The sequence below is a fragment of the Streptomyces sp. NPDC012510 genome, assembly GCF_042955065.1.
GTDB lineage: Bacteria > Actinomycetota > Actinomycetes > Streptomycetales > Streptomycetaceae > Streptomyces.
In genome coordinates, this window is record NZ_JBIBEN010000011.1 from 225,468 (window position 1) to 251,237 (window position 25,770).

At 72.9% G+C, this 25,770-nt stretch carries 6 protein-coding genes and 1 pseudogene; 3 read left to right on the forward strand and 4 right to left on the reverse strand.

Annotated features, from left to right (window positions below; translation table 11 throughout):
* Positions 1–8 precede the first annotated feature (8 nt).
* Positions 9–328 (reverse strand): annotated as a pseudogene (locus ACFY9I_RS22060) (MarR family transcriptional regulator); the annotation flags it as partial.
* A 3-nt stretch (positions 329–331) separates the two neighbouring features.
* Positions 332–1,012, reverse strand: a complete 681-nt coding sequence (locus ACFY9I_RS22065) for a hypothetical protein (protein ID WP_391004093.1) — start codon at positions 1,010–1,012, stop codon at positions 332–334.
* Between the two features lie 447 nt (positions 1,013–1,459).
* On the opposite strand from ACFY9I_RS22065, the gene ACFY9I_RS22070 reads away from it, so the two are divergent.
* Genes ACFY9I_RS22070 through ACFY9I_RS22080 form a run of 3 tightly spaced genes read left to right on the forward strand, consistent with a single transcriptional unit; the run spans position 1,460 to position 6,374 of the window.
* Positions 1,460–3,169, forward strand: coding sequence for an ABC transporter transmembrane domain-containing protein (locus tag ACFY9I_RS22070; protein WP_391004095.1), 1,710 nt, complete (start codon positions 1,460–1,462; stop codon positions 3,167–3,169).
* Positions 3,166–5,307, forward strand: a complete 2,142-nt coding sequence (locus ACFY9I_RS22075; protein WP_391004097.1) for an ABC transporter transmembrane domain-containing protein — start codon at positions 3,166–3,168, stop codon at positions 5,305–5,307. The genes ACFY9I_RS22070 and ACFY9I_RS22075 overlap by 4 nt, the downstream gene beginning before the upstream one ends.
* The gene (locus ACFY9I_RS22080; protein WP_391004099.1) at positions 5,307–6,374 is read left to right on the forward strand and encodes an ABC transporter substrate-binding protein; all 1,068 of its coding nucleotides are present in this window, start codon (positions 5,307–5,309) and stop codon (positions 6,372–6,374) included. The genes ACFY9I_RS22075 and ACFY9I_RS22080 overlap by 1 nt, the downstream gene beginning before the upstream one ends.
* 54 nt (positions 6,375–6,428) lie before the next feature.
* On the opposite strand, the gene ACFY9I_RS22085 is transcribed toward ACFY9I_RS22080, so the two are convergent.
* Together ACFY9I_RS22085 and ACFY9I_RS22090 are read right to left on the reverse strand one after the other, a co-directional pair.
* Complete coding sequence (locus ACFY9I_RS22085; RefSeq protein WP_391004102.1) at positions 6,429–6,638, reverse strand: MbtH family NRPS accessory protein; 210 nt, start codon at positions 6,636–6,638, stop codon at positions 6,429–6,431.
* A gap of 14 nt (positions 6,639–6,652) precedes the next feature.
* Positions 6,653–25,633 (reverse strand): amino acid adenylation domain-containing protein, encoded by an 18,981-nt coding sequence (locus ACFY9I_RS22090; protein WP_391004265.1) that lies wholly within the window; start codon positions 25,631–25,633, stop codon positions 6,653–6,655.
* Positions 25,634–25,770 lie beyond the last annotated feature (137 nt).

The window sequence follows — 25,770 nt, forward strand, 5'->3', positions numbered from 1 at the left end:
CTCCGAGGCTACCCGCTCGCCGGCAGCCGCTCCGGGCGAGGCCACGGCTTGCCGTGCAGCCGCTCGATGCTCGTGTTGCGTTCGAGGTGGTCGGCGAACCCGGCGATGTCCTCCTCGGACCAGCCCCCCAGCGCCAGGGCGAGAGTGCGGGCGTCGCCCCCGCTCGTCGCCCGGACGGCGCTCGCCCTCCTCGGTGAGACGGATCTTGCTGCCACGCCGCCCTCCGGGGCGAGGATGGGCTCGATCAGCCCGCCCGCAGAGTGGCGGCGGTCTGCCGGCGCAGGGTGGAGGCGTCGAGGCCGAAGGCGTCGCTCAGTTCGCTGATGGCCGCTCAGGGCGATCCGGGGGAGGCCAGGGGGCGCACGCTGAGGGACCACGGTCCGTCGGAGCGGGCGTAGATGAGGCAGGGACCGGTGAGCGGCGCCTCGCCGTGCCAGGGGCCGACGTGGTTGGCGAGCTCGTCGAGGAAACCGGTGCCGTCCGGTTCGAAGGCGTCGACGAGGAAGTAACCACCGTCGTCGGCCTGTCGGTCGCCCTCGTAGCGCAGGATCGCGGTCGCCGGGCCGCCGGTGTGGCGCAGTACGTCCGAGGCAGGGCGGCGCGCATGGCCGTCGCAGGCCAGCGCGCTCGACACCGGACTCACGTCCACCGTCCACGGGCCGTCCGCCTGCACACGGAGCGCGCGCACCGGCCGGTCGTCGGCGTTCACCAGGGCGCGGCAGGAGAACGGCCCGTCGGTGTAGACGAGTTGGCTCTGGGAGTGCAGCCGCCCGTCCAGGGCGTCCACGACGAAGTGGCCCGTCCCCGAGTGCGTGATGTCGAGGATGACGGGCCCCGGCCCGGTGGTCAGTTGGGCGACCTGGTCACCGTCACCGCCGAGCTGTTGAAGAGCCGGGCCGCCGCCGGTGAGCAGCGGGGGCGCCTGCCCGGGTGGCTCGTCGCTCGTGCCGACCCCGGGGAGCGGCGCCACTTCGGCCCGCTGCTTCGCCCGGTCACGCTGAAACCACCTCATCCACGCCCCCTGGTGCCGTCTGCGCACAGTATTGGGCGTGCGGGTCTCCCGCGTACACAGCGATGAGGGCTCGAATGCCGCCCCCGGCGGCGCCGGCACCCCCGCCTGGTCCTCGTCCTGGCCGACTGTGCGCCCGTGCCAGATACCCGGCTCCCGGCCTTCCGGGCGGTCCGGGGTCCATCGTGATGATGCGGGCATTGGTGATCCTGGTGCTGAGCAGGTACGGGTCCTTTCGTGCGGGGCGGTCGCGCCGTTGGCGTCTCGTCTTGGTGAACTGCCTTGTTTTGTAGGTCAGTTGAGGTGTCGGTCGGATAATGTCCCGGCGTTCGGCGGAGGTTCGGCCCGTCTCGGCGGCGGTCAGGACTGGTCCAGGAAGGCAAATGTAGTTAGCCTTACCTAAGTTTTTTGTACGTCCGCTGTGTTGGTGAAACCGGTCCGGAGGGATGCGTGAGGAGAACGGGCCCGCCGGGACGGAACGTCCTGTGGCGCGCGGTCGGCGGACAGCGTCGGGACGTCGCGCTGGGAGCGGTTCTGGGGATGGGGCACCAGACGGGCGAGGCCCTTGTGCCGGTGCTCATCGGTCTTGCCATCGAGCGCGGAGTCGTGGACGGGGACATCCCCGGACTGCTCCGGTGGCTGGCCGTCCTCGCCGCCGTGTACGTCGGACTCTCCCTCAGCTTCCGCCTCAGCGCGAGGGCGGGGGAGCGTGCCTCGGTGACCGCCGCGCACCATCTCAGAACCGAGATCGTCGGCCGCGTCCTAGCCCCCGAGGGCGGCGCCGAAGAGGGGCGCCTGCCAGGCGAGTTGACGAACATCGCCACCGAGGACGCCAAGCGGGTCGGCGCCGTGGCCATGGCTCTGATCGTCGCCTTCGCGGCTACGGCGGGCCTCGTCGTCAGCGCGGTGGCGCTGCTACGGGTCTCGCTCGTCCTCGGCCTGCTCGTCCTCCTCGGCACCCCGCTGCTGCTGTGGCTCGGACACCTGTTTAGCAAGCCGCTGGAACGGCGCAGCGAGACCGAACAGGAACGCGCGGCGCAGGCCTCCGGTGTGGCGGCGGACCTGGTGGCCGGAGTGCGCGTCCTCAAGGGCATCGGTGCCGAGAACGCGGCCGTCGCCCGCTACCGCCGTGTCAGCCAGGACTCCCTCTCCGCCACCCTGCGGGCCGCCCGCGCCGAGGCCTGGCAGAACGGCGTCGTCACCATCCTCACCGGGGCCTTCATCGCCCTGGTGGCCCTCGTCGGTGGACGCCTCGCCGCGCACGGCGACATCGGCCTCGGTGAACTCGTCTCCTCCGTCGGGCTCGCCCTCTTCCTCGTCGGCCCCCTCACCGAATTCGCCTGGGTGAATGCCGAGTTGGCCCAGGGGCGCGCCTCCGCCGCCCGCATCACGGGAGTGCTGAACGCCCCCGGCGCCGTAACCCCGGGCCCCTCGGCACACGGCACCCCGTCGAGCGGCTTCCAGGGACGGCTGAGGCTCCGCGCCCTCTCCCACGGCACCCTGCGTGGTCTGGACGTCGACATCGCCCCCGGTGAGACCGTCGGCATCGCCACCACCGGTCCCGCCGACGCCTTCGCGCTGCTGCGCTGCCTCGGCCGCCGCGTCGACCCCGAGGACGGCGCCGTCGAACTGGACGGTACGCCCCTCACCGCGCTCGGTCTCGCGGACGTACGCGCGGCCGTCCTGGTCGCCGAGCACGACGCCGACCTCTTCGAGGGCACGGTCCTCGACAACGTCACGGCGGCGGTCGGCGCCGCCGCGCCGGCGAGGGTCACAGCCGCGATGGGCGCCTCCTGCGCCGACGAGGTCACAGCCACGCTGCCCCACGGCGTCGACACCGCCGTGAGCGCACGCGGCCGTTCGCTCTCCGGTGGTCAGCGGCAACGGGTCGCCCTGGCCCGGGCCCTCGCCGCAGACGCACCCGTCCTCGTCGTGCACGAACCCGCCACCGCCGTCGACGCCGTCACGGAGACGCGGATCGCCACCGGGATCAGGGACATGCGCCGAGGACGCACCACCGTGCTGGTGACCAACAGCCCCGCCCTGCTCGCCGTCACCGACCGGGTCGTACTCCTGCACGACGGCCGGGTCACCGCGACCGGCGACCACGGCCGACTCGTCCGCGACAGCGCGGACTACCGCACGGCGGTGCTCACATGACCGAGCCCAACGAGGCCGCGCCCGGGGAAACCGCGGGCGCCGCGCCCGGGGAAACCGCGGGGACCGCGCCCGGAGGGTCCCTGCGGCCCGTGCCCGCCGCGCCCGCCGTACCCGGCGCGACCGAAGCCGCCGAGACCCGGGCCGCCCCGCCCGGTGAGACGAGGAAGCAAGCTGCTCTCGGCGAGACGCCGGAGGCCGTTCCCGGCGAGTCCCTGCGAACCGCCCCCGGAGAGCTCCCGGAGGCCGCCCCCGGCGCCGGCACGAAGGGCGCGCGCCGGAGCGGGGGCGGGGGCCGTGGCGGTCCCGTTCTGCTGGCCGTCGCCACTCCCGCCCGTACCCGGGCCGCAGTCGCGGAACTCCTGCGCCCGCAACGGCGGTCGGCGCTCGGCGCGTTCGCCGTCATGGTGGGTTCCACAGCCGTCGGTCTGCTCGTGCCGCCCCTGCTGGGCCGGATCGTCGACCTGGCCGCCGGGCGCGGGTCCGTCGACGCCATCACGGGCACCGCCGCGCTGCTGGTGGCCGTCGCCGTGGTCCAGGGCGTCACCGCCGGGTTCGGGTTGTCGCTGATCGCCCGGCTCGGTGAGACGACACTGGCCCGGCTGCGTGAACGGTTCGTCGAGCGCGCGCTGGCGTTGCCCCTGGACCGGGTGGAGAAGGCCGGCGCCGGCGACCTGACCGCGCGGGTCACCGCCGACGTGTCCCTCATCGCCGACGCCGTACGCAACGCGCTGCCCGCGCTGGGACGTTCCCTGCTCACCATTCTCCTGACCCTCGGGGCCATGGCGCTGCTGGACTGGCGCTTCCTGCTGGCCGCGCTGCTCGCCGTCCCCGTACAGATCGCCACCGCCCGTTGGTACGTCGCCCGCGCGATCCCCCTTTACGCCGAGCAGCGGGTCGCCGCGGGAGCCCAGCAGCAGCAGATGCTCGACACCATCGGCGGCGCCTCCACCGTGCGGGCGTTCCGACTGGGGCGGGAGCACACCGAGCGGGTCACCGAGCGGTCGTGGTCCGTGGTGGCGCTGACCATGCGGGGCGTACGGCTCGTCCTCGGCTTCTACAGCCGACTGCACGTCGCCGAGTACATCGGGCTGGCCGCCGTCCTGGTCACCGGCTACTGGCTGGTCCGCGACGGCTCAGCCGGCATCGGTACGGCGACCGCCGCCGCGCTGTACTTCCACAGTCTCTTCGGCCCCGTCAACGCGGCCCTCGCCCTCCTCGACGACGCCCAGTCGGCGACGGCGGGCCTCGCCCGGCTCATCGGCGTCACGGACGAACCGGTGCCTCAGCGGCCGAGCCACACCGTCGAGGCCGGCGTCGACGTCACCGTCCGAGGCCTCGGTCACGCCTACCGGACGGGGCACCCCGTCCTGCACGACATCGACCTGACGATCCACCACGGCGAACGCGTGGCTCTCGTCGGCGCCAGTGGAGCCGGCAAGACCACTCTGGCCCGGCTCGTGGCGGGCATCCAACCGCCCACCACCGGCACCGTCCTGGTCGGTGGCGTCCCGCCCACCGAACTCGGCTCCGCCGCCTCCCGCACGATCGCCCTGATCACCCAGGAGACCCATGTCTTCGCGGGCCCCCTCGCCGACGACCTGCGGCTCGCCAGGCCCGACGCCACCGACGACGAACTGCGTGCCGCCCTCGACCGCGTCGACGCCCTCGTCTGGGCCGAGGCCCTGCCCGACGGACTCGCCACGGTCGTCGGCGACGGCGGCCACCGGCTGAGCGGCGAGCGGACCCAGGCCCTCGCCCTGGCCCGGCTGATCCTGGCCGATCCGCCGCTGGTGATCCTCGACGAGGCCACCGCCGAGGCGGGCAGCGCCGGAGCGCGCACCCTGGAGAAGGCCGTCGCCCGCGCCGTCGACGGCCGCACCGCCCTGATCGTCGCCCACCGCCTCAGCCAGGCCGCCGGCGCCGACCGCGTGGTCGTCATGGACGCCGGCCGGATCGTCGAGAGCGGCACCCACGACGAACTGCGCGCCGCCCGCGGCCCCTACGCCGCCCTCTGGGCGGCCTGGTCCGACGCCCGCGACACCGGCCCCCGGCCGCCCGCCCGCGACACCGGCCCCCGGCCGGACCCCGAGACCCCCACACGCACCGCTCCACAGGAACCCGAACCGAAGGACCGCTGATGTTCCGCTCCCGTAGAGCGCCACGGCTCGCCGTCGCGCTCGCCTCCGCCACCCTGCTCCTCGCCACCGCCTGTGGCGGCGGCTCCGGCGACGACTCCGACGCCTCGGACGCCGGCGCGGAGGCGAGCACCTCCGGCGGATCCGCCTTCCCCGTCTCCCTCGACCACAAGTACGGCAGCACCACTATCAAGGCCGAGCCCCAGCGGATCGTCACCGTCGGCCTCACCGACCAGGACGCCGTCCTCGCCCTCGGCAAGGTCCCCGTCGGCACCACGGAATGGCTCGGCGGCTACAAGGGCGCCGTCGGCCCCTGGGCGGAGGACAAGCTCGCCGGCGCCGAGGCACCCACCGTCCTGAAGGACACGGGCACCGGCCCGCAGGTCGAGAAGATCGCCGCGCTCAAGCCCGACCTGATCCTCGCGGTGTACGGCGGACTCACCAAGGAGCAGTACGAGTCCCTGTCCAAGTTCGCCCCGGTCGTCGCCCAGCCGAAGAAGTACAACGACTACGGCGTCCCGTGGCAGGAGCAGGCCGAGACCATCGGCAAGGCGCTCGGCAAGCCGGAGGAGGCCGCGGCGGCGGTCAAGGAGACCGAGGACGCCATCGCCGGGGCCGTGAAGGAACACCCCGAGTTCAAGGGCCGGAGCGCGGTCATGGCCACCCCGTACGAGGGCATCTTCGTCTTCGGCAGCCAGGACCCGCGATCCCACCTGCTCACCGACCTCGGCTTCACCCTGCCCGCCGACCTCGACAAGGTGATCGGCGACCAGTTCGGTGCCAACATCAGCAAGGAGCGCACCGACCTGCTCGACCAGGACACCGTCGTGTGGCAGGTCGCCGACGTCACCAAGGACGCCGACAAACTGCACAAGGACGCCTCCTACAAGGACCTGAACGTGGTCGAGGAGGGTCGCGAGGTCTACGTCAACGAGACCAGCGACTACGGCAACGCCCTTTCCATGGGCACCGTCCTCAGCCTGCGGTACGTCATCGAACGCCTGGTGCCGCAGCTGGCGGCCGCCGTCGACGGCAAGACGGACACCGAGGTGAAGCAGCCCGCGTCCTGACGCGGAAGGGACGGGGGTGAGGGGGCCGGTCACCGACCGGCCCCCTCACCCCTGTCAGCCGTCCATCGACTCGGCCAGGCTGCGTGGCCGCATGTCCGTCCAGTGGGTCTCGACGTGGTCCAGGCAGGACTGGCGCGAGTCGGGTCCGTGGACCACCCGCCAGCCGGCCGGCACCTCCACGAAGTCCGGCCACAGGCTGTGCTGGTTCTCGTCGTTGACCAGCACCAGGTAGGTGCCCTCGGGGTCCTCGAACGGGTTGCTCATGCCACTCCTCTTCCTCACTCGGGGTTTCGTTCCGCCCACGCGACCAGCCCGCGCAGGGCCCGGAACCAGGTCTCGGCGAGATCCTGGACCGTCTCGCGCGGCACCAGCCCTTCCAGATACGACCAGTGCGCGGCCAGCACCGGCCCGTCCGCACGGTCCTCCGTCACCACGTTGATCTCCAGCGCGTGACCTTCCCGCATCGAACCCTCCGGTCCGATGTCCGCCGCGTCCTCCTCCGGCGCGTACGACCAGTCCGTCTCCTCCGGGATGCCGAACCGGCCCAGGTAGTTGAACTCCACACGAGGCGGCTCATGGGCCGACAGCACCTCGCGCGCACGGGGGGCGAGGTGGCGCAGCAGACCGTACCCGACGCCGTTCGCGGGCAGCGACGCCAGATGCTCGCGCACCCGTCGTACGGCTTGCTCGGCGGCCGGGCCGCCCGCGAAGGCCTCGGCCGTGTCGACGGGGCCGGGGTCGAGCCGTACCGGGTGGACGCTGGTGAACCAGCCGACCGTACGGGACAGGTCGATCCCGTCGCCGCCCAGCTCCTCCTCACGGCCGTGGCCTTCGAGATCGACCAGGACCGAGGTGTCCGAACCGCCGTCCCCGCGCCGCCGGTCGGCGAAGGCCAGGCCGAGCCCGGCGAGCAGCACGTCGTTGACGGCGGCCCCGAACGCGGCCGGCACGGCCGACAGCAGCGGCCCGGTGTGCTCGGCGGGCATCCGGAGCACCACTTCACGCCGGGTGGCGGTGGTGTCACGGTCCGGATCGGGCTCCCGGAGCAGCGGGAAGGGCTCGGAGCCGCCCTCCAGAACGTTTGCCCAGAGCGGGAGTTCGGCCTCGCGGGACGGATCCCGCGCCAGCTCGGCGAGCAGCCGCGACCAGCTCGCGAACGAGGCCCCGACCGGGTCGAGCCGCACCGGCCGTCCGGCGGAGACGTCCTGCCAGGCGGCGGCCAGGTCCGGCAGCAGCACGCGCCACGACACGCCGTCCACCACCAGGTGGTGGGCCATCAGCAGCAGTCGGCCGGGCGCGTCGCCCGCGTCGAACCACACGGCCCTGACCATCACCCCGGCGTCCGGATCGAGCAGCCCCCGGGCGGCACGCGCCCGTTCCGCCACCACCTCGCCGAGAGCCACGGCGTCCAGACCGGCCACGTCCACCCGGTCGATCCACCCGGCGGCGTCGACCGCCCCGACCGCCGGGACGTGCAGTGACCAGTCGTCGCCGGCGTCGGGCGACGGCCGTACCAGGGTCGCCCGCAGCAGGTCGTGCCGGTCGGCGAGGGCCTGGAGCACGGCGGTCAGACCGGGCAGGTCCAGTGCGGCGGGGGTGCGGACGAGCGCCGACTGGTGGTACGAGGCGAACGGGCCGCCCAGTTCGCGCAGCCAGTGCATGACCGGGGTGAGCGGCACGACGCCGGTGCCGTCGTCCTCGGGGAGGCGTGCCGCCGCGTCGAGCGTCTCGGCGACCGTGCCCAGCGCCGCCACCGTGCGATGGCGGAACACCAGCCGGGGAGTGATGCGCACGCCCGCCGCGCGTGCCCGGCCGACCAGTTGCATCGCGACGATGCTGTCACCGCCGAGGGTGAAGAAGTCGTCGTCCACACCGACCGTTTCGAGCCCCAGAACGTCGGCGAAGACCGCGCACAGCGTCCGCTCCACCGGCGTGGCGGGTGCGCGGCCGGAGGACAGCGCCGAGAAGTCGGGCGCGGGCAGCGTGGCCCGGTCCAGCTTGCCGTTGGCCAGCTCCGGGAACCGGTCGAGGGCCACGACGGCCGCGGGGACCATGTGGTCGGGGAGCCGGGCGGCGACGTGGGCGCGCAGAGCGGCCGGGTCGGGCACGGTACCCGCGGACGACGGGATCACATGGGCGACCAGCAGCTTGCGCGCACCCTCCTGAAACACCGTCACCAGGGCCTGTCCGACTGCCGGATGAGCTGTCAGCGCGGACTCGATCTCTGCCGGTTCGATACGGAAGCCACGGATCTTCACCTGGTCGTCGGCCCGGCCGAGGTAGTCCAGCCTGCCGTCGGCCGTCCATCGGGCCAGGTCGCCGGTCCGGTACAGCCGGGAGCCGGGGTCCCCGAACGGGTCGGCCACGAACCGCTCGGCCGTCAGCCCGGGGGCGCCCAGATAGCCACGGGCCAGACCGCCACCCGCCAGATACAGCTCACCGGTGACACCGGGCGGTACGGGCTGCAGGAAACCGTCGAGGACGTATGCCCGGGTGCCGGCCACCGGACGTCCCACGAGCGGGCGTTCGCTGTCCCCGACCCGTCCCACCAGGGCGTCCACGGTCGACTCGGTCGGCCCGTACAGGTTGAACGCCTCGGTGTCGCGCAGCGCGGCCAGCCGCCGCCACAGCGCGAGCGGGACGGCCTCGCCGCCCACGCCGACCACGGCGAGCGGGCAGTCGTCGCCACGCAGCAGACCGCTCTCGGCCATCTGCGCGAAGAACGAGGGGGTGACCTCAAGGAAGTCGAAGCCGTGCTCGACCACGGCCGCGGCGAGCAGTTCGGGATCACGCCGCACCTCCTCCGACACGATGTGCACACAGTGCCCGTCCAACAGCCACAACTGGGGCTGCCAGGACGCGTCGAAGAAGAACGACCAGGCGTGCCCCGCCCGCAGATGCCGCCGCCCCGTCGCCTCGATCGCCGGTGCGTAGAGCGTCTCGCGGTGGCTGTGGAAGAGGTTGCCGAGGGTCTCGTGGGTGATCACCACCCCCTTGGGGCGGCCGGTGGAACCGGAGGTGTGGATGACGTATGCCGGGTGGCGGGGCGTCAGGGGGTTGGTCCGGTCGGTGTCGGTGAGATCCGTGGCCTCCCGGGCGGCGATCCGGCCGGCGGTGGCGGGATCGTCGAGCACCAAGCGCTCGGCGTCCGGCGGAAGGGCCGGCAGCAGCTCCCGGGTGGTCAGCGTCAGCACCGGCCGGGCGTCGTCCAGGACGTTCGCCGTGCGCTCCACGGGGGCGTCGGGGTCGAGCGGCACATAGGCGGCGCCCGCCTTGTGCACGGCCAGCACCGCCGCCAGGAACCGTGCGGTGCGGGGCAGAGCGAGGGCCACGAACCGCTCGGGGCCGGCGCCGAGTTCGACCAGGAGCCGGGCCAGGCGGTTGGCCTCGGCGTTCAGCTCGGCGAAGGTCAGCTCGACGCCGTCGGAGGCGACGGCGGGCAGCTCGGGGTGCAGTCGCACGCGCTCCTCGAAGAGCGCGGCCACGGTGGTCGGCGGGGCGATGAGCGGCCGGCTCCGCCAGCCGTCCGTCAGCTGCCGCCGTTCCTCCGCGTCGAGGATGTCGACGCGTCCGATCACCAGGTCCGGGTCGGCCACCACGGCCCGCAGGACCCGCCGCAGCCGTTCCGCGAAGGACTGCGCGGTCGCGTGGTCGAACAGATCGGCGCTGTACTCCAACACGCCGTCGACGCCTCCGTCGCCCCGCTCCACGAAGTCGAAGGACAGGTCGAACTTGGCGGTGGTGCCCGCGACGTCGGTCCGGTGGGCCCGTAGGCCCGGCAGCCCGGTGTCCTCGCCGCCGGCCGCCAGATACACGACCATCACCTGGAACAGCGGGTGGCGGGCCAGCGACCGGGCCGGGTTGAGCACCTCCACCAGCCTCTCGAACGGCACCTCCTGGTGGTCGAAGGCGGCCAGATCGGTCTCCCGCACCCGGGCGAGCAGTTCCCGGAACGTCGGCTCACCGGAGGTGTCCGTTCGCAGCACCAGCGTGTTGAGGAAGAACCCGACCATGTCCTCCAGGGCCGCGTCGGTCCGCCCGGAGATCGGGCTGCCGATCGGGATGTCGTGCCCGGCGCCCAGTCGGCTGAGCAGGGTCGCCACGGCGGCCTGCATCACCATGAACACACTGACGCCGCTCGCGCGAGCCAATCGGTGCAGACCGCCCGCCAGTTCGACGTCGAGCGACAGATCGGCCGCCCCGCCCCGGTAGGTCGACTCCAGCGGACGCGGCCGGTCGACGGGCAGGGCCAGCTCCTCAGGCAGACCGTCCAACGCCTCCCGCCAGTAAACGATCTGACGTGCCGCCAGGCTCTGCGGATCCTTCTCGTCGCCGAGGACATCCCGCTGCCACAGGGTGTAGTCGGCGTACTGGACGGGCAGCGGCTCCCACGCGGGCGCCCGCCCCGCCGTACGGGCCGCGTAGGCGACCGCCAGATCCCGGTGCAGCGGGCCCTGCGACCACTCGTCACCGGCGATGTGGTGCAGCAGGAGCAGCAACGTCCACTCCCGTCCACCCGTGCGGAACACATGCACCCGCAACGGCGGTTCACGGTGCAGCTCGAAGCCGTACGCGCACGCCCGGGTCAATCGCTCGGCGAGCTGTCCCGCATCCGTGTCCGCCACCTCGAACGGCACGCGGACCTCGGCCGCGTCCAGCACCCGCTGGAAGGCCCGGCCCTCCTCGTCGGGGAAGACGGTGCGCAACGACTCGTGCCGGACGACCAGATCATGCACGGCAGCCCGCAGCGCCTCGACGTCCAGCTCACCGGTCAGCCGCCACGCCGAGGGGATGTTGTACGTCGCACTCGGGCCCTCCACCTGGTACAGCACCCACAGGCGCTGTTGCGCGGACGACAGCGGCAGCCGCCCGGGACGATTCCGCACCGCGAGGGCCGGCCGTTGCAGGACACCGGCCGCGGACCCGCCCGCCAACCGCCGGGCGAGCCGGGACACCGTCGGCGCGTCGAACACCGTACGCAGCGACACCTCGATGCCGAACGCGGCCCGGACCCCGGCCACCAGCCGCATGGCCAGCAGCGAGTGGCCGCCCAGGACGAAGAAGTCGTCGTCGACGCCGACACGGTCCACTCCCAGCACCTCCGCGAACAGACCGCAGAGGATCTCCTCACGGGGATCACGCCCCCGACCGCCGGTGCCGCCGCCCGCCGCGAAGTCGGGTGCGGGCAGGGCACCGCGGTCAAGCTTGCCGTTGGGTGTCAGCGGAAGCGCGTCGAGGACGACGACGGCCGTGGGGACCATGTGCTCGGGCAGGAAGGCCGTGCTGTGGGCACGCAGCACCGCCGGGCCGGTGACCTGCCCGGTGGCGGCGACCACGTAGGCGACGAGCCGCTGCTCGTGCGGGACGACGACCGCGTGGGCCACCGACTCGTGCCGGACGAGCACGGCCTCGATCTCACCGGGCTCGACGCGCACACCGCGGATCTTGACCTGGTGGTCGGTGCGGCCGAGAAAGTCGAGCGTGCCGTCCGGCCGCCATCGGGCGAGGTCACCCGTGCGGTACATCCGGGCGCCCCTTGCGCCGTACGGGTCCGCGACGAACCGCTCCGCCGTGAGGCCCGGCCGGTCGAGATAGCCACGGGCGAGCTGGACGCCCGCCAGATACAGCTCACCCGCCACGCCCGGGGGCACCGGCCGCAGCGTCGCGTCGAGGACGTACGCCCGGGTGTTCCACACGGGACGCCCGATCACCACCCGGTCGGCACCCGGAACCACCTGACCGGCGGTGACGTCGACCGAGGCCTCCGTCGGCCCGTACAGATTGTGCAGCTCGGGCGACAGCACCTCGTGGAACCGCTCCGCCACCGGCAGGGGCAGTGCCTCTCCACTGCACAGCACCCGCCGCAGACCCGCGCACCGCGCGGCGGTCGGCTCCTCCAGGAACACCTGGAGCATCGACGGCACGAAGTGCGCCGTCGTCACGCCCTGTTCACGGATCAGCTCCGCCAGGTACGCCGGATTCCTGTGCCCCTCCGGCCGGGCGACCACCAGCGCGGCGCCGGTGATCAGCGGCCAGAAGAACTCCCACACCGACACGTCGAAACCGGACGGGGTCTTCTGCAGCACCCGGTCGTCGGGGGCGAGGCCGTACGTGTCCTGCATCCACAGCAGCCGGTTCACGATGCCCTCGTGCGGTACGACGACACCCTTGGGGCGGCCGGTCGAGCCGGAGGTGTAGATCACATAGGCCGGGCTCGACGGGTCGTGGACAGCGGGAAGTTCACCCTCGGGGCCCTGCGGCAGAGCGTCCTCCACGACACACACGGGCCGCGCCTCCTCCAGCATGAGCGCCCGCCGCTCCCGTGGCTGATCGGTGTCCAGCGGCAGATAGGCGCCACCGGCCCGGTGCACCGCCAGCAGGGCGACGACCAGGTCCACCGAGCGCGGCAACGCCACCGCCACCGTGCGCTCCGGGCCCACGCCCATCCCGGCCAGCACCCGCGCCGTCCTCTCGACCCGCGCGTCCAACTCGGTGTACGTCAGCCGCTGTTCGCCGTCGACGAGAGCGAGGGCGTCCGGTGTCCGTGCCACCTGCGCACGGAACAGCTCCGGCAGGGTGGTGGCCGGTACGTCGTGGCCGGTGTCGTTCCACCGGACGAGCACCGACTCGCGCTCGTCCTCCTCCAGTACGTCCAGATCCCGCACCCGGACGCCCGGTTCGGCGGCCACCCGCTCCAGCAGCCTCACCAGCCGCCCCGCCAGTCGCCGGGCCGTCGCCTCGTCGCACAGGTCGACCGCGTACTCCAACAGCAGGGTCAGGCGATCCCGGCCGACCTCGTCCACGAAGGTGAAGTGGAGATCGAACTTGGCCATCCCCGTGTCCATGTCGAACCACTCGGTCTCCAAGCCGAGCACGTCCGGGTCGCCGTCGGGCCGGTAGTGGTAGCCGAGCATGACCTGGAAGAGCGGATTGCGGCCGGCCACCCTGGGGGGATTCACGGCCTCGACGACATGGTCGAAGGGCAGGTCCTGGTTCTCGAACGCCGCCAGGGCCGACTCCCGGACACGCCCGAGGAGTCGGGTGAACGTCAGGTCGGACGCGCCGCCCGACAGGTCGGTGCGCAGCACGAGCGTGTTCACGAAGAAGCCGACCAGATCGTCCAGCGCGTCGTCGGTACGCCCCGCGATCGGCGCGCCCAGCGGAATGTCGTCCCCGGCGCCGAGCCGGTGCAGCAGCGTCGCCGTGGCCGCCTGCAACAGCATGAACATACTGGTGTTGGTGGCGCCGGACAGTTCCCGCAGCGCACGTCCGGTGGCGGGGGAGAGGCCCAGACGCACCTTGCCGCCACGCCCCGTGGGCTCTTCCGGCCGGGGCCGGTCCAGGGGCAGGGACAGCTCCTCCGGAAGCTCCCGCAGCGTCTCGGTCCAGTACCCGAGCTGGGCTTCGCCGACCTGCCCGAGCAGCGTCTCCTGCCACAGAGCGTAGTCGGCGTACTGCACCGGCAACGGCGCCCACTGCGGTGCGCGGCCCTCGGTCCGGGCACGGTAGGCGGTGGTGAGATCGCCGAGGAACGGCCGGTCCGACCACTCGTCGGTGGTGATGTGGTGCAGCACCAGCGCCACCACGTGGTCGCCGGGTCCGATCCTGAACACCTCCACCCGTACGGGCAGTTCGGCGCCGAGGTCGAACGGACGTCGCTGAGCCTCCTCGATCCGCGCGGCCAGCCCGTCCTCGGTGACATCGTCGACCCGGAACGCCGGCGCGGCCGTCCCCGGCGGCACGATCCACTGGTAGGGCTCGCCGTCCTCCTCCGAGAACCGTGTACGCAAGGACTCGTGCCGATCCGTCACGTCCGACACGGCGGCCCGGAGCGCGTCGAGGTCCAGCTCACCGCGGAGCCGGACAACGAGCGGGAAGTTGTAGGCCACACCGCCACCGGTGATCCGCTCCACCAGCCACAGCCTTCGCTGGGCCGCCGACAGCGGAACGCGCGCGGGCCGCTCGGACACCGGCCGCAGAACGGGCCGGGCGGGTCGTCCCGCCTCCGCCCGCAGGGCCAGCGTCTCGGGGGTGGGCGCTTCGAACAGGTCACGGATCGCCAGCTCCGCGCCCAGTTCCGTACGGGCCCGGCTGATCAACCGCGTCGCGAGCAGCGAATGACCGCCCAGGTCGAAGAAGTTGTCCTCCGCGCCGGTCCCAGGCAGGCCCAGCACCTCGGCGAAGAGCCGGCACAGCACCTCCTCGACGGCGTTCGCCGGGCCACGGCCCTCCGACAGGGCCACCGCGGGCTCGGCGTCCGGGAGCGCCCGGACGTCGAGCTTGCCGTTGTCGTTCATCGGCAGCCGGGGCAGCACCACGAAGGCGGCCGGGACCATGTACCCCGGCAGCCGCTGCCCCAGGTCCTCGCGCAGCCGCCGCACCAGGGCCCCGTTGCCGCGCGTGGCCGTCGGGGTGTTCGCGTACGGGGCGCCACCACGGTCCGGACGCGGCAGGTACAGGTCCACCGTGCGCGGTGCGGCCGCGCCCCGGACGAGGACCGCGTCGAAGAACCCCGGCTCGTCGGACCAGGTGGTCAGAACGCCGTAGCCGTGGGCCGCGCCCAGCGCGCGCAGATCCTCCGGCTCCACACCCGCCTGGACGCCTGCCGGCATCCGGCCGGCGTCCATCGCCCGCATCGCGCCGAGATCGTCCGCCGTCCGCGCGTCCGGAATCCGCCGCACCCGCAGCAGCTCCCGTCCGTCGAGACGGGCGAGCAGCGCGCCCGGGCCGGACCACTCGTGCACCGGGGCGCCACCCAGCCGCAGCGCGTCGTACGCCGTCGACTCCTGGTACAGGACCACGTCGTACCGGTACCGCGTCAGCTCGTTCCGGTGCCGTCCCGCCTTGGTGCGCACCTCCACGCCCACACCGAGGGTCGTGAACCAGTCGGGGTCGACGAGCAGTTCCTTCTCCAGGGCGAGGCCCCGGTCCACGGCCCGGCTCAGGCCCTCGGGGTCCGCGCCGGTACCCGCGCGGGCGAGCTGGATGCCCGTCTGGAAGACCCGGGCCTGCCGCAGATCGCGTACATCGCCGAGGAACAGCGCGCCGCCCGGTGCCAGCAGCCCCATCGCGCCCCGGATCACCTTGCGCAGATGGTCCAGGCTCGGGAAGTACTGGACCACGGAGTTGATCACGACCGTATCGAAGAACCCGGTCGGCAGCCCGTCGGTCACCTCGGCCGGCAGGCAGCGCAGCTCGACCTTCCGCGCCAGCTCCGGATCGGCCTCGATCTCCGCAGCCAGCTTGAGGACCACGGGCTCCGCGAAGTCGGTGGCCCAGTACGCCTCGGCGGCCGGGGCCAGACGCGACAGCAGCAGACCGGAGCCGACGCCGATCTCCAGAATGCGACGAGGCCGCAGCTCGCGGACGCGCTCGACGGTCGCCTCGCGCCACTCCCGCATGTGCTCCAGCGGAATCGGCTCCCCGTCGTAGGAACTGTCCCAGCCGGCGAAGTCCTCGGTGAACAGGGCCGTGCCGATCTCGGTGTACTCGGCGGAGTAGATCTCCCGCCATTCGCCGATCTGCTCCCGCTCGGCCGACTCTCGCGCGGCCTCGTCGGGTTCGGCCGGTACGACGTACCCGACCAGCCGCTTGGTGCCGGGCGCGGAGGTGTCGTCACGGGCGATCACGGCGGCCTGGGACACCTCGGGGTGCTGCGCGAGCGCGGTCTCGATCTCGCCCAGCTCCACCCGGTAACCCCGGATCTTGACCTGGTCGTCGGTACGGCCGAGGAAGTCCAGATTGCCGTCCGGACGCCGTCGTACCAGGTCACCGGTGCGGTACATACGCTCGCCCGGCCGCCCGTACGGGTCCGCCACGAACCGCTCGGCGGTCAGACCGGGCCGGTCGAGATAACCGCGCGCCAGACCGACACCCGCGATGTACAGCTCGCCCGCCACCCCGTCCGGCACCGGCCGCATCCAGGTGTCGAGGATCCGCGCCCGGGTCGCCCGGATCGGGCGCCCCACGGTCGGCGTCGCACTGTCCTCCGTACCGCCGCCGAGCGTGTTGATCGTGTACTCGGTCGGGCCGTACAGGTTGTAGCCGTACGTCCCCTCCGTGTCCCGCAGCGTGTTCCACACCGTCTCGGTGACGGCCTCCCCGCCGAGCAGCACCAGCGGCGGCCGGTGCCCCTCCAACAGGCCCTCCTCGATGAGGAGATGGGCGTACGTCGGCGTCACGTTCACCACGTCGACGCGATGCTCCTCGCAGTACGCCACCAGGGCCGTCGCGTCCCGCCGCAACTCCTCGTCGCAGACATGGACCTCATGTCCCTCGACGAGCCACAGCAGCTCCTCCCAGGACATGTCGAACGCGAACGACACGGTGTGCGCGATCCGCAGCCGCCGCCCGCCCGCCGACGCGATCGCCGGGGCGAAGATCTCCTTCTGGTGGTTGAGCTGCATGTTCGTCAGCCCGACATACGGGGTGACGACACCCTTGGGGCGGCCCGTGGAGCCGGAGGTGTAGATCACGTACGCCGGATGGTCCAGGCTGAAGGACACGGACACCGGGCCGGCCGGGAAGCCCGCCAACTCGGCCACCACCTCCGGGTCGTCCAGCAGCACGCGCGGCGTGTCGCCGGTCAGCGTCCGCGACACGCTGTCCGTGGAGAGCAGAAGCAGCGGGCGGGCGTCCGCCAGCATCAGTGACAGCCGCTCGGCCGGGTGGTCCAGCTCCAACGGCAGATACGCCGAGCCGGTGCGCAGCACCGCGAACAGCGCCACCACCATGTCGATGGACCGGGGCAGCCCGAGGGCGACGACCTTCTCGGGTCCGGCACCTCGCGCGATCAGCAGCCGCGCCAAGCGGTCGCACCGCTCGTGCAATTCGGCGTACGTGAGGGTCTGTGCGCCGAAGACGAGGGCGGTCGCGTCCGGTGTACGGGCGGCCTGCGCGGCCAGCATGTCCGCCACCGTCTCGTGCGGCACGGGTTGCCGCTGCTCGGCCTCCTCACGGGCGAGGGCGACCACCTCGGCGGGCAACCGGGGGTCGAGTGACCCGACGGGCGCGGACGGGTCGGCCACCAGCCGGTCCACCAGCAGCACGAACCGGTCCAACAGGCGCTGAGCGTACGCGTCTTCCAGCAGGTCGGGACGGTAGGCGAGCGTCACCCGGACCCGCTCGCCGGGCGTGACCACCAGGTTCGCCGGGTAGTGCGTGGCGTCCACGTTGGCCACGGCCGTCGCGCCGTGCCGCTCGCGCAGCTCGGCGAGCCGCTCGTCGGTGTCGGCGTTGCGCAGCACGAACAGTGTGTCGAACAGCCGCCGGTGACCCGACTCGGCCTGCAGCACACCCAGCCCCAGGTACTCGTACGGCATGACCTCCAGCCGCTCGCCCTGGATCCGTCGCAGCAGATCGACGACCGGCTCACGTGGATCGAAGGCGATCCGCGCGGGCACGGTGTTGAGGAACATGCCGATGACGTTCTCGACGTCCGGCACCTCGCTCGGCCGTCCGGCGACCGTCGTGCCGAACGCGACGTCCGTGCGCCCCGTCGCGCCGGCCAGCACCAGACCCCAGGCCGCGTTGAGCACGGTGTTGAGGGTCAGACCGTGGCCCCGGGCGGTGTCCCGCAGCCGCTCGGCGACCGCCGCGTCGAGCACGGCGTCCAGGTGTTCCGGGATCACCGGCTCCCGGCCCCGGTCGGAGGCGGTGGGCACGAGAAGCGTCGGCTCCTCGAAACCGGACAGGGCGGCGCGCCACGCCCGGGTCGCCTCGGTGTCGTCCTGCCGCTCCAGCCAGGTCAGATAGTCGCGGTAGGAGCCGGGACGCGCGAGACCCTCCGGATCGCCGCCGTTCTCGTACAGGGCGAACAACTGGTCCAGGAAGAGCCACGCGGACCAGCCGTCCCACAGGATCAGATGGCGGCCGACGATCAGCCGGTCGCCACGCTCGTCCCCGAGTCGCACGAGCAGCATCCGGAAGAGCAGCGGCCGGGTGAGATCGAAGCGCCGCGACCGCGACTCCTCCAGCAACTCCCGCATCCGCCGGTCCTGCTCGGCCGCCGGAAGCCCCGCCAGGTCCACCTCCGTCAGCGGGATCTCGGCGTCCCGCACGATGAACTGCACCGGCCGGCGCAGCCCCTCGCTGGTGAACCCGGCACGCAGGCTCGGATTGCGGGCCAGCAGCGTGCGCACGGCCGCAGACAGCCGCTCGGCGTCCACGCGTCCGGCGAAGTCGAAGGACTCGTGGACCGTGTAGACGTCGAGCGAGCTGTCGTCGAAGTTCGAGTGGAAGAACAAGCCCTCCTGGAGCGGGGCGAGGGGCCACACCTCCTCGATCGGGCCCGGCGCCAGCCGCTCGACCCGCTCCCGCTCCTCCTCGGTCGGCGTGAACGCGGAACCGGCGGGCGCGGACCCGGTCGTGGTCTCCTCGACACCGGCCGTCGCCGCGAGCGCGGCCGGGGTGCGGTGCGCGAACACGTCGCGCGGACCGATGACCAGACCCGCGCGGCGGGCCCGGCTGCAGAGGGCGATCGAGCTGATGCTGTCGCCGCCGAGCAGGAAGAAGTCGTCCTCGACACCGACCTCCGGCAGCTTCAGCACCGCCGCGAAGATCTCGGTGAGCACCTGCTCCCGGGGGCTGCCGGGGGCGCGGGTGACGGTGGCCCGTACGGCCCGCGGGGCGGGCAGCGCTGCCCGGTCCAGCTTGCCGCTGGGGGTGAGCGGCAGCGCGTCGAGGACCACCCAGGCGCCGGGGACCATGGGGGAGGGCAGGGAGCCGGCCAGGGCGTCGCGAAGGTCCGTGACCCCGGCGCCGCCCACGGGCACCACATAGGCGACCAGCGCCTCGTCCCGTACCGTCACGGCGGCCTGGGCGACCTCGGGCAGACGGACGAGCTCGGCCTCGATCTCGCCGAGTTCGATCCGGTTGCCGCGCAGCTTGACCTGCCGGTCCGTGCGGGCCAGGTACTCGACCGTCCCGTCCGCGCGGCGCCGGACGAGGTCACCGGTGCGGTACATACGGCTGCCGGGCGGCCCGTACGGGTCCGCGGTGAACCGCTCCGACGTCAGCGCCGGACGGGCGTGATAACCACGGGCAAGCTGCACACCGGTCAGGTACAGCTCTCCGGGGACGCCCTCGGGCACGGGCCGCAGGCAGGTGTCCAGGACGCGCAGGCCGGTGTTCCACACGGGACGCCCGATCGGCACGGACGCGCCACGGTCCGTCTCGGAGGTGTACGCGTGGTACGTGACGTCCACGGCGGCCTCGGTCGGGCCGTACAGGTTGTGCAGTGGCACGCCCGTCAGCGCGTGCCAGCGGCTCGCTGCGGTGACCGGGAGCGCCTCGCCGCTGCTCAGTACCCGGCGCAGGGAGGCGGACCAGGTGGGGTCGCCGGTGACCTCGTCGTGCTGGAGGAAGGCCTCCAGCATCGACGGCACGAAGTGCATGGTCGTGACGGCCTGCTCGCGGACGAGTTCCGCGAGGTGGGCGGGGTCGCGGTGACCGTCCGGCCGCGCGAGCACCACGGCCGCGCCCTCCAGGAGCGGCCAGAAGAACTCCCACACCGACACGTCGAAGCTGGACGGTGTCTTCTGCAGCACGCGGTCGTCCGCGCCCAGCCCGTACTCGCCCTGCATCCACACGAGCCGGTTCACGATGGCGCGGTGGGTGACGACGACGCCCTTGGGGAGGCCGGTCGAGCCGGAGGTGTAGATCAGATAGGCGGGGTCGTCGGGCCGTGCGGCGACGGGCAGTTGTGCTGTCGCCGGTGCCTCGGTCGCCCCGGCCGTCCGGGAGGGCTGGTCGTCGGGCACGTCGAGCAGCAGCACTGAAGGAACGTGCCGCTCGGGCGACCGGGACGGCTCGGGCACCCGGTCGGCCGTCGCGGACAGTGTGACCACCGTCGTGGCGCCCGAGTCGGTGAGCATATGGGCCACCCGGTCGGCGGGGTAGTCCAGGTCCACCGGCAGATAGGCGGCTCCGGACTTCAGTACGCCCAGCAGCGCCACCATCAGTTCCGCCGAGCGGGGCACGGCGACCGCCACGAACGTCCCCGGCCCGGCGTCACGTCCCCGCAGCCGAGCGGCCAACGCCTCGGCCCGCCCGTCCAGTTCCGCATAGCTCAGCCGCTCGCCCTCGAACACGACGGCCGTCGCGTCCGGCGTACGGGCCACCTGCGCGGCGAAGGCCTCGGCCAGGGTCGTCTCCGGCACGAGACGCTCCTCGCCGGTGGGGTGGGCGTCCAGTGCCTCGTCGGGGGAGAGCAGTTCGATCGAGGCGGCCGTGCGGTCCGGTGCCTCGGCGACGGCTTCCAGGACGCGGACCAGCCGGTCGCCCAGGGCCCGGACGGTGTCGCCGTCGAGGCGTTCCGCGTGGTGCTTGAGCCGCAGGTCGAGCCGCCGGCCGGGCTTGACGACGAGGGCGAGGGGATAGTGCACGGCGTCGTGGAAGGCGTCGCCCGTGATCCGTACGGCGCCCGTGGCGTCCTCGAGGTCCGTCTCGGCGGGGTAGTTCTCGAACACCACGAGTGTGTCGAAGAGTTCGCCGGAGCCGGCGTGCCCGGTGAGCCGCTGGATCTCGGCCAGACCCAGGTGCTGGTGGTCGAGCAGCCGGGCCTGTTCCTCCTGGAGACGGACCAGCAGCGCGGCGAGGGATGCCCCGGGCGCCCAACGGAACCGGGTCGGGAGGGTGTTGATGAACAGGCCGACCATCGAGGCGATGCCGTCGACCTCGCCGTCACGCCCCGAGACCGTCGTGCCGAACACGACGTCGTCCCGGCCGGTCAGCCTGCCCAGCAGCAGACCCCAGGCGCTCTGCACCACCGTGCCGAGGGTGACCCCGTGCTCACGGGCCCGCTCGGCGAGCCGCGCGGTGGTCTCCTCGGACAGCTCGACCCGCACGTGCTCCGGCCGTACGGCAGACCCGTCGGCCGGGACGTCGACCAACCGGGTGGGTTCGTCCAGTCCGGCGAGCGCGTCCCGCCACGCCTCGCGGGCCGCGTCCCGGTCCTGTCCGGCGTGTCGGTGCAGGAAGCCCCGGTAGGGGGCGACTTCCGGCAGCGGCGGAGTGTCGGTGCCGTAGCACGCCATGAGTTCGCGGTGCAGTACCGGCAACGACCAGCCGTCGGCCACGATGTGGTGGAAGGTCAGCACCAGTCGGCTGCGCTCGGCGCCGAGCCGGATCAGGGCACAGCGCAGCAGCGGCGGCGCGGCCAGGTCGAAGCCCAGGGCCCGCTCGTCGGCGGCCACCGCGTCGCCCAGCGCCTCCCGCACCCGCCCGTCCTGCGACGCGAGATCGACCTCGCGCCACGGCAGTTCCGCTTCCCGCGTGATGATCTGTACGGGCGTGCCGTCCGGGCGCTGCCGGAACGCGGCCCGCAGCGGTGCGTGCCGGTCCAGCAGGTGTTGCGCGGCGCGACGCAGCACCGAACCGTCCACCGGCCCGGCGAGGTCGATGACCTGCTGGACGACGTACGTGTCCCCGTCGGCGCCGCCGGTGAGCGCGTGGAAGAAGAAACCCTGCTGCAGCGGGGTGAGCGGCAGCAGTTCCTCGACCTGCAGCGGGCGCGTGCCCTGGATCTCGGCCAGTTCGGCCTCGTCGACCTCCAGCAGAGGGGCGTCGGCGGTGTGCTCGGCGACGCGCTCGACGGCGGCCTCGGCCAGTGCCTCGGCCGTACGGTGCCGGAACACGTCACGGGTGGTGAGCCTGAGGCCGGACTCCCGTGCGCGGATGAGGAGTCGGATGGCGCTGATGCTGTCACCGCCGAGGGCGAGGAAGTCGTCCTCGGCCGTCACCGCCTCCAGCCCCAGCACCTCGGCGTACAGCGAGCACAGCAGCTTCTCGCGGGGAGTGCGCGGCGCGCGGCCCGAGCTCATCGCCGCGTAGTCGGGGGCGGGAAGCGCCCTGGCGTCGATCTTGCCGCTGGGGGTGACCGGCAGGCTGTGCAGCGGGACGAACGCCGACGGGACCATGTGGTCCGGCAGCCACTCGGCGGCATGCGCGCGCAGGGTCCGCATGAGCGCGCCGACGTCACGGAAGGGAGCGGGCCGGTTGGCGTGCGGGTAGGCGCCGACCGTCCGGTAGAGAGGACCGAACTCACCGTCGGGGCCGTCCCCGGCGTCGGGGCAGCCTCCGGCGGCGGGGCCCTCCCCGGCGGCGTGAGCGAGGGCACGCTCGGGGACGAGCACGGCGTCGAAAGCCCCGTCGTCGGCGGCGGCGTGCCAGGTGAGAGCCGCCCGGTAGCCGCGCTCCGCCGCCAGGGCGTGCACGTCCTCCGGATCGGTGCCGGGCGCCGCCTCCCGGCTGCTGCCCTCCGCCCGCCGCAGGTCCGCCAGGTCGTCCGTGAGCCGTGCGTTGGGCACACCGGTCACCCGCAGCCCGCCCGGCCGTTCGGCCAGCAGCGCCGCCAGACCGTCGAGACCGCCGACCGCCGCCCAGTCGACCTCCGGCAGGTTCTGAACGGCTGCCGGAGCCCCGGGGCGCAGCACCACGTCGTACCGGTAACGGCTCAGCTCGTTGTGGTGCGTGGCCCGCTTGATCCGGATATCGGCGTCGAAGCCGTCCAGCGCAGCGAAGTAGTCCGGGTCCAGGAGGAGTTCACCCTCCCAGCGCACGGACCGCTCGACGGCCGCCCGCAGCGCGCTCTTGTCCTCGCTCTCGTCACCGGTGGCACGCCGGGCCTCCACCGCCGCGCGCAGCGTGCGCAGCAGCCGCAGATTGCGGACGTCCCCGACGAAGATCCGCCCGCCGGGCGCCAACAGCCCCGACGCCCGGCGCAGTACGTCGGTCAGGTACTCCCCGCTCGGGAAGTACTGGGCGACCGAGTTGATGACGACCGTGTCGAAGTGCCCGGCCGGCAGCCCGTCGGTGTCGTGGGCGGGTCGCGCCCGCAGCTCGACCTTGGCGGCCAGCTCGGGGTCGGTGTCGACCTGCGCACGCAACGCGGCGACGGCCTGGGCCGAGAGATCGGTGCCCCAGTACTCCTCGCAGTCGGGCGCGATCCGGGAGAGGATCAGACCGCTGCCGACGCCGATCTCCAACACCCGCCGCACCGGCCCGAGTTCCCTGATGCGCTCGACGGTCGCCTCGCGCCACTCGCGCATCTCCTCGACGGGGATCGGAGTGCCGTCGTACATGCTGTTCCAGCCCGCGTAGTTCTCGCGGACGCCGGAACCGTCGGAGTGCCGTCCGCGCGCGTCCTCGGTCCCGGCGGCGCCGTAGAGGAGTTCGTGCAGTTCCTTCCACTCCTCGACCCGCGTGTCGGCGTCGGCCTCGCGCGGCCCGTCGAGAGCGGGGACGACATAGGCGGCGAGGCGCCGGTCGCCCGGCCGGTCCTCGCGGACGACGACGGTGACCTGGTCGACGGCCGGATGGCCGCGCAGCACCGACTCGATCTCACCGGGTTCGACACGGAAGCCACGGATCTTCACCTGCGCGTCGGCGCGGCCCAGAAACTCCAGGCGCCCGTCCGCGCGCCTGCGGACCAGGTCACCGGTGCGGTAGAGCCGCTCGCCGGGCTCCCCGAACGGATCGGCGACGAAGCGCTCGGCGGTCAGATCCGGACGTCCGAGATAGCCCCGCGCCAGGCCGGCCCCGCCCAGGTACAGCTCACCGGTGACCCCGGCGGGGACGGGCCGCAGGAACGCGTCGAGGACATGCGCCCGGGTCCCCGGGTCGGGCACGCCGATCGGGACGATCGCCCCGGCCGGGATGTCCGGATCGCACAGCCCCAGCGTGGAGTTGGTGGTGGCCTCGGTAGGGCCGTACGCGTTGAACATCATCCGCCCGCGCGCGTACCGTCCCACCAGCTCGGGGGAGACGCGTTCGGTGCCGGCCAACAGGGTCGCGGCCGTCGGGAGTTCGACGTCGTCCGGCATGGCGGCGAGCAGGGCGGGCGGCAGGATCATGAAGGTGACGCCGTGGGCGTTCGCGTAGTCGGCGAGGGGTGCCCCGGGCACCCGCCGCTCCGCCGGGACGACGACGAGCCGGCCGCCGGACAGCAGCCCGAGGCACAGGTCCCAGAAGGCGACGTCGAAGCTCGGTGAGGCGAACTGCAAGACCCGGCTGTGCGGGCCGATGCCGAACCGCTCGCTCTGCGTGGCCACCAGCTTCGCCACCCCGGAGTGCGCGAGGACGACACCCTTGGGCCGGCCGGTCGAGCCGGAGGTGTAGATCACGTAAGCGGCGTTGAGGACGGTGAGGGGTGCCCCACGATCCGCCTCGGTGGGGTCGTGGACCGGCCGCTCCGCCAACTCGGCCGCCGTGGCGGGGGAGTCGAGCTCCAGGAGCGTCATGCCGTCGGCCGACTCGGGGAGTTCCCGCGCGGTCTCCCCGGTGGTCACCATGCACACGGGTCGCGCGTCGCCCAGCATGTAGGCGATCCGGTCCGCCGGATAGTCGTGGTCGATCGGCAGATACGCGGCACCCGCCTTCATGACGGCCACCTCCGCCACGATCAGCTCGGCGGAACGCGGCAGCGCGAGGGCGACGATCCGCTCGGGACCGGCTCCCCGCGCGATCAGCGCGTGGGCCAGGCGGTTCGCGCGCTCGTCCAGTTCGGCGTAGGTGAGTTCCTCCTCCTCGAAGACCAGCGCCACCGCGTCCGGTCGCTCCCGCACCTGCCCGGCGAACATCGCGGGCCAGGTGTCCGCCGGCACCGAGTGCGCGGTGTCGTTCCAGTCGAGGACGACCTGGCGGTACTCCTCGGGCCCCATCAGATCGAGACGGGCCACGGGTGTCTCCGGCCGGGCGAGGCCGTCGGCGAGAAGGGTCCGGTAGTGGCCGAGGAGCCGCTCGATCGTCGTGCCGTCGAAGAGCCCGGGGTGGTACGACGCCCGCGCCGAGCCCCCGCCCACCTCCAGCAGCACATCCACGGGGGCAGGCAGCTCACCGGCGGGCCGGTCGGCCGTGGCGAACGCCGTGTTGAAGAACAGCCCGCCGCCACGCGTCGGCCGGGGCCGCAGCTCCTCGACCAGCAGGCCGATCGGTATCCGGTGGGTCTGCGCCTCCTCCCAGGCCTGCGACACCCGCCGCGTCAACTCGGCGAAGGTGGGCTCGTGTTCGACGGACACCCGCAGGGGGAGCCCGTCATGGCCCACGGTCAGATCCGTCGCCCCGGTGTAGCGGTGCAGCAGGGCGACGAACGCCGCGAGTCGTACGGCGTCGGGGGCGTCCGGGACATCCGCCAGCACGCGCGTGTCCCGTTCGGGGAGCGGCTGCGGCGGGTGGGGCCGATCGGCGGGCAGTGAGATCTCCAGCGGAAGCGGTGTGAGCAACCGCCGCCAATGGGCCAGGACTTCCTCGGAACCGCACACAGCAGTGAGCCTCCCCAGCGGGTCGGGGTCCCGGCCCTGGGCCGGGGTCGCCGACATACTAAGGTAAGGGTTACCTAATTCACAGGGTGCTCATGGAGGGTTACCCGCGAGGCGGGACGGCAATCCACGGAAGACCT

Bases quoted from the DNA above. Each gene is read 5' to 3' on its own strand.
- ACFY9I_RS22065 (WP_391004093.1), bottom strand. From the start codon at position 1,012: ATGAGGTGGTTTCAGCGTGACCGGGCGAAGCAGCGGGCCGAAGTGGCG.
- ACFY9I_RS22075 (WP_391004097.1), top strand. From the start codon at position 3,166: ATGACCGAGCCCAACGAGGCCGCGCCCGGGGAAACCGCGGGCGCCGCG.
- ACFY9I_RS22080 (WP_391004099.1), top strand. From the start codon at position 5,307: ATGTTCCGCTCCCGTAGAGCGCCACGGCTCGCCGTCGCGCTCGCCTCC.
- ACFY9I_RS22085 (WP_391004102.1), bottom strand. From the start codon at position 6,638: ATGAGCAACCCGTTCGAGGACCCCGAGGGCACCTACCTGGTGCTGGTC.